At 63.8% G+C, this 9682-nt stretch carries 10 protein-coding genes; 1 reads left to right on the top strand and 9 read right to left on the bottom strand.

The genetic code is table 11. The annotated features are described in order from the left end of the window. The 8 genes from ACXJL8_RS03685 to ACXJL8_RS03650 form a co-directional block, all read right to left on the bottom strand. Positions 1 to 481 (bottom strand): hypothetical protein (locus ACXJL8_RS03685; RefSeq protein WP_456684639.1); only part of this gene is annotated, 481 nt, incomplete at its 3' end. Between the two features lie 473 nt (positions 482 to 954). Then, positions 955 to 1560, bottom strand: a complete 606-nt coding sequence (locus tag ACXJL8_RS03680; RefSeq protein WP_456617907.1) for a DUF1989 domain-containing protein — start codon at positions 1558 to 1560, stop codon at positions 955 to 957. An 11-nt stretch (positions 1561 to 1571) separates the two neighbouring features. Beyond that, positions 1572 to 2540: an arginase family protein gene (locus ACXJL8_RS03675; RefSeq protein WP_456684638.1), complete on the bottom strand. Its 969-nt coding sequence runs from the start codon at positions 2538 to 2540 to the stop codon at positions 1572 to 1574. 4 nt (positions 2541 to 2544) lie between these two features. Beyond that, a complete protein-coding gene (locus ACXJL8_RS03670; protein WP_456617909.1) occupies positions 2545 to 3363 on the bottom strand; it encodes an amino acid ABC transporter ATP-binding protein in 819 nt (272 codons plus the stop codon). Further along, positions 3363 to 4082 (bottom strand): amino acid ABC transporter permease, encoded by a 720-nt coding sequence (locus ACXJL8_RS03665; protein ID WP_456617910.1) that lies wholly within the window; start codon positions 4080 to 4082, stop codon positions 3363 to 3365. Before ACXJL8_RS03665 ends, ACXJL8_RS03670 begins: the two co-directional genes overlap by 1 nt. 16 nt (positions 4083 to 4098) lie before the next feature. After that, the gene (locus tag ACXJL8_RS03660; protein WP_456684637.1) at positions 4099 to 4758 is read right to left on the bottom strand and encodes an amino acid ABC transporter permease; all 660 of its coding nucleotides are present in this window, start codon (positions 4756 to 4758) and stop codon (positions 4099 to 4101) included. Positions 4759 to 4814: 56 nt separating this feature from the next. After that, the gene (locus ACXJL8_RS03655) at positions 4815 to 5672 is read right to left on the bottom strand and encodes a transporter substrate-binding domain-containing protein (protein ID WP_456617912.1); all 858 of its coding nucleotides are present in this window, start codon (positions 5670 to 5672) and stop codon (positions 4815 to 4817) included. Positions 5673 to 5709: 37 nt separating this feature from the next. Further along, entirely contained in the window at positions 5710 to 6675 is a 966-nt protein-coding gene (locus ACXJL8_RS03650) for an agmatinase (protein WP_456617913.1), read from the bottom strand. A gap of 228 nt (positions 6676 to 6903) precedes the next feature. Here ACXJL8_RS03650 and ACXJL8_RS03645 point away from each other — a divergent pair, with 228 nt between their 5' ends. Further along, a complete protein-coding gene (locus ACXJL8_RS03645; RefSeq protein WP_456684636.1) occupies positions 6904 to 7761 on the top strand; it encodes a LysR family transcriptional regulator in 858 nt (285 codons plus the stop codon). A 51-nt stretch (positions 7762 to 7812) separates the two neighbouring features. Here the strand turns inward: ACXJL8_RS03645 and ACXJL8_RS03640 are convergent, their stop codons facing one another. Continuing rightward, entirely contained in the window at positions 7813 to 9681 is a 1869-nt protein-coding gene (locus ACXJL8_RS03640) for an ABC transporter ATP-binding protein (RefSeq protein ID WP_456617915.1), read from the bottom strand. Position 9682 lies beyond the last annotated feature (1 nt).

Here is a 9682-nt window from a genome sequence, read left to right as displayed (position 1 = left end):
CCATCGTGCCCGCCGCAACTTGAAGCGAAGAACCCACCACCCAGCAGCCGGCAACAAAGGCGATCAGGCCATTGGCGGGGTTTTGATCAAGGACAAGAATGCTGACGGACAGAGTTGCGGCAATCGCGGCGCCGAAGGTTCCGGCCGCACTCATGATCTCAGCCGACTCGGAACCGGTCCATTCTTCCGAGATGCTCGAACTCGACTTCCGTGCGACACTGCGAGACAAATCAATTCCGACATAATAGCTGAGAGCTCCGTAGAGCATCGTTAGCAGCACGATCCAGCCGCTTTCAAACAGTCCGTCTTTCTCACGCAACAGGGTCGCCCCCACATAGAGGCCGCAAGAGGCCCCAACGGCTGCGAGCCCAATCCTTTCAAGAAGATGGGCCGACTTGATCAGACTGGAACGAGCGATCCCAAGATTACCGGCGTGTCTCGTCAGGGAAAATGCGCTGGAAACTGCATTGCTGATCTTCATTGGAGTCTCCCTCTTAGGTCAGTAGCGGCCTACCGGCCGACCCCGAATAGAGGCTGCCTGGTGGACCCGCTTTGCGATTCCCTTGATTCCAATTTCTGAAAAATCTGTGCTGAGTGATGGGGCTGGCTTGCTCGTGAGCAAGACGAGAGCCAATCCAAAGCTGCGAGCACGCGGCTGCGCAGGCATTGCATCTCACCCGTGTCTGTCAGTTAGGTCCGGGTGCGGCAATTTCTTGCGGGAGTGATAGCTCGAAAAAGAGTGATGAAATATGAGGCGGTTCACATAGCGCGGTTCCCTGTCGCTCGATCCGGTCACGTTTTCCGGAGGACGCGTCTGCATCGTCGCGATGCCGGGAGCGCGGGAGCGGAGGGCGCCGTTGGTTCGCCAGCTGGCCCGCGATTTCGCCGGCGTCCGATCTATCCGCTCTTTGCGGTGCTTCGTGTCCGTCAATTCGCGAGGCGCAGCGTCATTCTTTAGGTGGCCATCAGCCGGATATGCGCGGCTGTCGGCTTGCGACCGGCGCCGTTGATCGGCGTGATGTCCTGCGGGCAGGCCGAGAAGACCACGTAGCAATCCCGGACAGCTCGCAGCACGACATAGTCGCCTGCCCTGCTCACGGGCTCACCCTGCGTCAGGCTCAGGTCGTCGTTGACCGGGATGTTCATGAACAGATTGAGCGGCTGCGGCACATGGCTCGCCTGCAGGCCGATCTCGTCCATGGCCTCGACCATGTTGTCGGCGCAGTTGCGATGATAGTCCGTGCAACCCAGATGCTCATAGCGCCAGCGATCGCATGCCGCCATCAGGGTATCGTGGATGCCGGGCGATGTGTCCTGCTCCAGCACCAGGATCGGCTCGCGTTTGTTGGTGAAAAGCGTCTGCCCGGCGGCCGGCATCAGCCGGCCGTTCTCGACCCTTGTATGCTCCATCGACATGTGGTGTCCGAGATCCTCGATGCAGAACGCCCAGGTGTCCACGACCTGAGAGCCATGGGTGTTGATGATTTGGACGGCCTGCCCCTTGCCCAGCCGAACGGCCTTGCCGCGCGTGGCCGGAATGACGTCGAGTGTTCCATTCATGATGTTCTCCTTCAAGCGGCGAGACGGGCGCTGCGGCGCGCCACCCAGCGCGGCTGGGCGCAGATGTGCCCCAGGAACTCGATGACGGTCAGCGCGCCAAGATAGGCGGTGACGCCGRTGCCGACATCGAGCGGCGGATTGACCTCGACGAAGTCGAAGCCCGCGATGTCGTGCCGCTCTGCGATCGCCTTCAGGCTGTCACGCAGCTCGACATAGCTCATCCCGTTGGGCTCGGCAGAGACGCAGCCCGGGACCAGCGACATGTCCATGGCGTCGACGTCGATGCTGACATAGACCCGTGAGCCCGCAGGCAGCAGATCGGCGACGCCTTGCGGGCCGATCTGACGGAACGCGCCCATCGGAATGACGCGGTTGCCTGCGGCAATGACATCCTCCACCTGCGCCGGCGAGTGGCGCAGGCTGCGGATGCCGACCTGGGTCAGACTCAGCGCATTCTCCATCCCCGCGATGTGGCGAAACGCATGGCTGTTGGTGATGGTCAGGTCATTTTCGAACGGCGCGTAGTCGGTGTGGGCGTCGAAGTGGATGACATGCAGCTTCTCGTCGAAGGCACGGAAGATCGGATAGGTGATCGAGTGGTCGCCGCCGAGCACCACGGGCAGCGCACCGCGGTCAAGAATCCCGCGCACCGTAGCCGTGATGTTCTCGAAGGTGCGAGGCGCGTTGGCCGGATGAATGTCGACATCGCCCACGTCGGCGATCAGGCGCTGCGACATCTCTTCGACAAGATATTCGCGCCGGGTCTCGGGGTCGTAGTAGCCCTTGCCGCTGCCATAGAAGCGCAAGGAATGCTCGCGCAGCGCGCGCGGCGCAAGGCGACTGCCGGGCATGAAGGGTGAACCCTCGTCGAACGGCACCCCGAGCACCGCGATGGCGGCGTCGAGCTGTGAAAGGTCCTCGCAGATGCGCGACCGTAGAAACGAGGGAATGCCGACATAGGGCCGGTTGACGCGGGACATGTTCTTACTCCGTTGTGTCGATTGTCGTGCCGGGATTGTCGTGGCGGCGGTTTGCCATCACCAGATCGAGGAAATTGCGCAGCCGCGGTTCTTTCGGCGCGGCGATGATGTCCCGCGCCGGCCCCTCCTCGATAATGCGACCGTGATCCATGAAGGCGATGCGATCGGCGACGTTGGCGGCAAAGCCGATTTCGTGGGTGACGACCAGCATCGTCATCCCGATCTCCGCCAGCGAGCGCAGGACGGCGAGCACATCGCCGACCAGTTCGGGATCGAGCGCCGACGTCGGTTCGTCGAACAGCATCAAGGCCGGGTCCATGGCGAGCGCGCGGGCGATCGCAACGCGCTGTTGCTGTCCGCCCGAGAGCGCACGCGGATAGCGGTCCATGCGCTCGGCGAGCCCGAGACGCTCCAGCAGGTCCTTGCCGCGGCGTACCGCCTCCGCCCGCGGCCGGCCCAGCACCACCTCTTGCGGGCGCACCACGTTTTCGAGCGCGGTCAAATGCGGCCAGAGATTGAACTGCTGAAACACGATGCCGATCTTCGGGCGCAGGGCGTCGATCTCCCGCCGCCCCTGACGACGTACGACACCGCCGCTCGTCAATTCGCGTCCGAATGGCTTGCCGGCGACCTCGATGAAGCCGTCATCAGGCTGCTCGAGCCAGGTCAGGCAGCGCAGCAGCGTGCTCTTGCCGCAGCCGCTCGGGCCAATCAGCGCGACGATCTCGCCCGCGTGCACATCGAGATAGAGATCATCGACGGCGGTGGTGCCGGAAAAGCGCTTGGTCAGGGCCGACACGCGGAGCACGGGCGGCGCGGTCATCATGCCCTCCGCGCCACGAGCGAGAGATAGCGCTCCGCGATCCTGTTGCGGCTGGCGCCTTCGACCTGTGCGGCGCCGACGCGGCGCTCCAGCCGCCTCGACAGATCCGCGATCACGATTGCAATCAGCCAATAGATCGACGCGACCGCCGCGAATACCTCGAACGGCGCAAAGGTGTTCCCCTGCACGACGAGGCCCTGGTAGGTGAGTTCCGGCACCGTGATGGAGGACAGCACGGCCGACTCCTTCATCATCGTCAAAGTCATATTGGTGGAGGGCGGCACCAGCGCCCGCAGAATCTGCGGCGCCACCACATGCCGCATCGCCTGGGCGGGAGACATGCCGATGGCGCGCGCGCTTTCGAACTGCCCGCGCGGCAGCGCGAGAATCGCGGCACGGACGATCTCGGCATAATAGGCGCTGACAAACAGCGCGAGCGCCAGGGTGCCGGCAATGTAGGCCGGCAGGCGGATGCCGGAGAACGGCAGCCCGTAATAGACGACGAAGATCAGGATGATGAAGGGAATGTTACGCAGTGTTTCGACGTAGAGCCCGGCGGCAAGCCGCGGCAGCCAGCCCGGCATCAGCGCGACCATGGCGACGGCAATCCCCATGGCATAACCGATGATCAAGGCCGCCGCCGAGACCTGGACGGTCAGCCAGGCGCCCTGCAGCAGGAGCGGCCAATAGTCGAGAAGAAGGGCTGGATTGAAATGCATCGCTCAGATCCGCGGCTCAGATCCGCGCCTTGGCGAACCGGGCTTCCGCGAGCTTGCCCGACAGGCTGAGGACGAGATTGATGACCAGAAAGACCATAGCGGCGCCGATCATGGTCTCGAACGGCCGATAGCTCGAACTCGCGATCTGCTGCGCGCGGCGCAGCACCTCGACGACGGTGATGACCGACAGCAGCGCCGTGCCCTTCACCACGATGGTTGACTCGTTGATCAGCACCGGAACGATGCGGCGAAACAGCTGCGGCAATACAACCTTGAGCCAGATGGCGTGTGGTGGCAGGCCAAGCGCGGTCGCGGCCTCGATCTGGCCCGGATCAATGGTGGCGAGGCCGCCGCGCATGCTCTCGCTGATGAACACCATGCTGTTGAAAGCGATGGCCGCGACGCCCGCCACCTCCGGCGACAGGTCGAGGCCGACCGCCGGAAGCACGTAATAGGCGATGAAAATCTGAATCAGCAGCGGYGTGYCGCGCACGAAACTGATGACGACGGCGATGCAGGCGTTCACCGGCACGATCTTCAGGGAGCGTACCACCGTGAGGCCGGTACCGAGCGCGAGCGCCAGCAGCATGATGGCGAACGCCAGCCGTATGTTCACCGCCGCGGCGCTCACGAGATCGGGAAGGATCGACAACAGATATGCGAAGTTGAAACCCATCGCCGGACCTTTCGTCCTGGAACCTGCCGTATCGCCCGATCCCTGCCCGCAAACGCCTACATCGCACCGGGCGGCAGATAACCGTCGTCCGGAATCTTCATTTCGAAGCCGAACCACTTCTTTTGCAGGGCCGCGAGGCGGCCATCGTCGCGCATCTTGCGAATGACGACGGAGATCGCGTCGCGCAGGTCCTTGTCATCGGGCCGCGCCACCCATGCCAGATAAGGGAAGCCGCCTTCCATCGGCGTCGGCGCCAACAGTTCGAACACATCGGACTTTTCCTTGACGAGGGCGGCGAGACTGGGCAGCGACTGGATCACTGCATCGACTTCGCCGTTGGCCAGCGCCACGTAACTCTCGGGAAACGCGGTAAAGAGCTTCAGCTCCTTGAAGCCTGTCCCGCCCGCGGCCTTCAGCTTGGCATCGAGTGCGCGGGCGACCGGCTCTGTCGATGATGCAAGCTGGGTGCCAACAACTTTGCCGTTGAGATCTTCCACCTTGGCGAGCTTGTCGCCCTTGCGCTTCATCGCGTAGGGCACGCCGTCGGCGATCGGCATTGTGTAGGCATAGCGCTTGGCGCGCTCGGCATTGATGCCGACGGTGGTGGCGACGAAGTCGAACTTGCCGGCCAGCACACCGGGGAGGATGCCCTGCCAGGGCAGGTCGAGCTGGTTGAGCTTCTTGACGCCGAATTCCTTCACCACTTCGGCCAGGATGTCGGAGCCGTAACCCACGATCTTGCCGTCCTTGACGAATTCAAAGGGTGGGTAGGCCGCTTCGGTACCGACCGTCAGTTCGCCGGTGCGCTTGATTTTTTCCAGGGTCGTCTCGGCGAAGGCCTGCTGGCTCGTGACGGCAACGATACAGACGCCGCCAGCCAGAAGGCCGAGCGCTCCGCGATAGATTCGCATCATGGAAGTATCCCCTATCTGTTTCGGAAACGGTGCAACTTCAAACCGGCGGCGCGTCGAAATAATTCGCCCTCACCGCCGCGCCGATCAGATTCACGATCAGGCGGCCGGCCGTGATGCAGGTGATCATGTTGACGTCGATGGACGGCGTGATCTCCACGATGTCCATGCCGACCACCCGCCCCTTGCGCACCAGGCCGTGGATGAGCTTGCGGACCTGATGGAAGGTGAGCCCGCCCGGAGCCGGGCCCTCGACCGCAGGCATCACGGTCGGATCGAGGCCATCGGCGTCGATGGTGATGTAATACTGGCCGCCCTCCGGAATCCGCTCGAGCACCGACTCCATGCCCTTGTCGTGCACCTCGAAGGCCGGAATGATGTTGGAGCCGTAGGCGGCCGCCGCCTCGACCTCTTCGGTCCGCGCGCTGCCCGAGGAGCGGATGCCGATCTGGAAGATCTCACCGATGTGGGGCATTTCGGAAGCCCGCCGGATCGGGCTCGACAGGCCATCCCGAACGCCGTTCACCTCATCGCGCCAGTCGATATGGGCATCGACCTGGATCAGCGTGATCGGTCCATGACCCTTGAAGGCGCGCAGAATCGGGATCGGGATGCCGTGGTCGCCGCCGATGGTGATGGGCATGGCGCCAGCGGCAAGGATCTTGCTTACCGCTTCTTCGGCGCGGACAGAATGGCTGCGGAGATCGGTCATGTCGGCAGGCACGTTGCCGACATCGACCACTTTCAAGGCACGTCCGCCGTAGATCGGGCCACCGACGTCGAAATCGTAGCGTTCCAGGCCGCGACAGATGCGATCGGTGACCGAGCGGACAGCATCGGGTGCCTTCGACTGGTCGTTGGTGATCGTGCCGGCATGGTAGGCGCTGCCGTAGGGAATGCCGAGGATGGCAATGTGCGCGTCGAGAGCGTCGAGATCGGTGCAAATAGGCGACCAGAGCAGGCTCTGGTGCTTCAGCGAAGGCGGCACCGTCAGGGGCAGAACCATACGTCCTCCAAGTCACGTTCCAGGTCACAGCAGTCTGGTCTTGCCGAACAAATCKGCATCCGACCACCAAGCGAGCGGTCTGCGTATCGCTCGGATGTTCAGCAACCGTAGCGTGGACCGGACAACGCCCGGAATGACGTTTCCCGAAACCATGCTTGTAGGAACCGCAACATGAAGCACGTCGCGCCAGCACCCGTTCCGCATCTCACCGAAGCCGATCTCAGATTGTTGCGGATCTTTCGCGCCGTCGCTGAGGCGGGTGGCCTGACCGCAGCGGAAGCCCAGCTTGGGATGGAGCGATCGACCATCAGCCGGCATCTGCTGGCGCTGGAAACACGGCTCGGCAGCCGGCTCTGCTTTCGCGGCCCCTCCGGGTTCGAGTTGACCGATTTCGGCCGCAAGGCTCTGCAGGCCAGCATCGCAGCCTGTGATGCGCTTGAGATGGTGCATCACGAGCTCAATCTGGCTCGCAACATCCTGTCGGGCGAACTGAAGATCGGCATCGCCGACAACTGCCTGTCCAACCCGCATTGCCGGTTGGCGGGCACGCTGGCTCAGTTTCGCATGGCCGCCCCCAATGTCACCCTGAACATTGCGATCGGCCTGCCGAGCGCGCTCGTCGAGGACGTGCTGGAGCGACGACTGCATCTCGCCATCAGCGGGCAGCCTGCCGTCAACAGCAAGCTGGAATACGTTTCACTGTTCACTGAGGAGTTTCGGCTTTACACGGCGGCAGCCAGGCCGCTCGCGCTCGACGCCGTGCGCGACGGCGGTGTGGTTCTGGTGACGCGAACAAACGATCGACGCACGCAAAACCTTGCTCGGCGGCTTCACATCAAGCAACGCGCTGTCGCCTTCGGGCTGGAAGCGGTTGCGACAATGCTGGTCGGCGGCGGGTTTGTCGGCTTTTTGCCGCGACATTATGTCGAGATGCTGAGACCGATCCATCGACTCGAGGAAGTCTCGGGCGCCGAGGCGTTTCGCTATACGACCCAATTCTCGCTGATCTCGGCGATCAACCGGCCGCTTCCACCGAGTGGCCGGCTGCTGGCCAAACTGCTGACCGATCCAGAGAGCGCGGCCTGAACCAGGTCTCGGACACAAGCTGGCTGCTGCGAGTCTCCTTGCGTCTCGTTCTCACGACCAGCTCCCCTCGTCCCAGATCTGGACGACGTGGCCCGCCGACACTTCGCGATATTGCCGGACCGGAGGCTGGTAGTCCGGGGCGCGCACGGGGCTTCTGATCTCGTCGTTTGAGACCTCGCGTTTGGTGCCGCGCCGCGCGGGGTCGGGGACCGGCACGGCGGCCATCAGCTTCCTGGTATAGGGATGCTGCGGATTGCCGAACACGTCCGCGCGCGAGCCGATCTCGACGATCTCGCCGAGATACATCACCGCGACGCGATGGCTCATGCGCTCGACCACCGCGATGTCATGGGAAATGAAGAGATACGCAAGGCCCATGCTGGCCTGAAGGTCGAGCATCAGATTGACCACCTGCGCCTTGACCGAGACGTCGAGCGCGGACACCGCCTCGTCCGCGACGATCAGCTTYGGCCCGAGCGTGAGCGCCCGCGCAATGCAAATGCGCTGGCGCTGGCCGCCGGAAAATTCGTGCGGAAAGCGCGCGGCCATGTCGGCGGTCAGCCCGACGCGAACGAGGAGGTCGGCGACCTTCTCTCGCGCCTGCGCCGCGGAGGCGAGCCCATTGGCAAGCAGCGGCGCTGCGACCGCCGTTCCCACCGACATGCGCGGATTGAGGCTTGCGAACGGATCCTGGAACACGATCTGCATCTGCTTGCGGCAGTCGCGCAAGGTACGGCCGTTCATGCCGAGAACATCCTGGCCGTCGAGCAGAACCGTTCCGCTGTCCGGCTCGACCAGCTTGAGGATGGAGCGTCCCGTCGTCGACTTGCCGCAACCGGACTCGCCCACCAGCGCCAGCGTCTCGCCGGCGCGCAAGGTGAAGGAGATGTTCTCGACCGCGTGGACGCGGCCCGAGACCTTGCCGAACAATCCGGAGCGGATCGGAAAGCGCGTGGTGAGGTTCGACACTTCGAGCAGCGGGCGCTCGGCGGTCGAGACCGTATCCGGCGTCTCCGTCGGATCGTCCGAGGTTCCCGTCACCTTGTCGACGATGGGAAAGCGCATCGGCCGCGGGCGACCATCCATCGAGCCGAGGCGCGGCACGGCCGCGAGCAGAGCGCGGGTGTAGGGATGTGAGGGTGCTGCGAAGATGCGCGCCGTCGCGTCGGTCTCCACCGCCTGCCCATTGTACATCACCACGGTGCGGTCCGCGATCTCGGCCACCACGCCCATGTCGTGGGTGATGAAGAGGATCGACATCCCCTCCTCCTGCTGGAGCTCCTTCAACAGCTCCAGGATCTGGGCCTGGATGGTGACGTCGAGCGCGGTGGTCGGCTCGTCGGCGATCAGCAGCTTCGGCTTGCAGGCCAGCGCCATGGCGATCATCACGCGCTGGCGCATGCCGCCGGAAAACCGATGCGGATGCTCGTGGAAGCGCGATTTCGCCGCGGGAATGCGGACCCGGTCGAGCAGGCGAACGGTCTCGGCTTCGGCGGCAGCGCGCGACAGGCCGCGGTGATAGATCAGCGCCTCGGCGATCTGGAAGCCGATGGTGAGCACCGGATTGAGGCTCGTCATCGGCTCCTGGAAGATCATGGCGACCTCGTTGCCGCGCACGTCCTTCATGCGCGGCTCGGGCAGCGTCAGCAGATCGCGCCCCGACAGCATGACGCGGCCTTCGATGCGGCCGTTCTCCTTCGGAATGAGCCGCATGATGGACAGCGCGGTGACGCTCTTGCCCGATCCCGACTCGCCGACGATGGCGACGGTTTCCCGGGGCGCGATGGCGAATGACACGTTGCGGACAACGGGTATCCATTGCCGTTCGCGCATGAACGACGTCGTCAGGCCTGTAACCGACAACACGGGCGCTTGTGCGTTGGCGATGACCTGATCGGGTGCGTTTGCGCTGATGCTCATG

Source organism: Bradyrhizobium sp. P5_C11_2, assembly GCF_054049755.1.
The sequence above is the reverse complement of the archived record's forward strand: the minus strand, read 5'-3'. Positions and strand labels throughout refer to the sequence as shown.